At 64.6% G+C, this 285-nt stretch carries 1 pseudogene; it reads left to right on the top strand.

Annotation, left to right across the window (positions count from 1 at the left end):
• A pseudogene (locus tag KVS71_RS17330) lies at positions 1-285 on the top strand (preprotein translocase subunit SecA); the annotation flags it as partial.

Raw genomic sequence — 285 nt, 5'->3', positions numbered from 1 at the left:
AAGGCGCTCGCGCTGTTCAAGAAGGACACCGACTACGTCGTGATGAACGACGTGGTCATGATCGTCGACGAGCACACCGGGCGCATCCTCGTGGGGCGCCGCTACAACGAGGGCATCCACCAGGCGTTCGAGGCGAAGGAGGGGGTGCCGGTCAAGGCCGAGAACCAGACCCTCGCCACCGTCCCGCTGCAGAACTACTTCCGCCTCTACGACAAGCTCGCCGGTATGACCGGTACCGCCGAGACCGAGGCCGCCGTGTTCATGTCGTCGTACAAGCTCGGCGTC

Origin of the sequence: Microbacterium sp. GbtcB4, assembly GCF_019091465.1 — a bacterium.
GTDB classification, from domain to species: domain Bacteria; phylum Actinomycetota; class Actinomycetes; order Actinomycetales; family Microbacteriaceae; genus Microbacterium; species Microbacterium paraoxydans.
The sequence above is the reverse complement of the archived record's forward strand: the minus strand, read 5'-3'. Positions and strand labels throughout refer to the sequence as shown.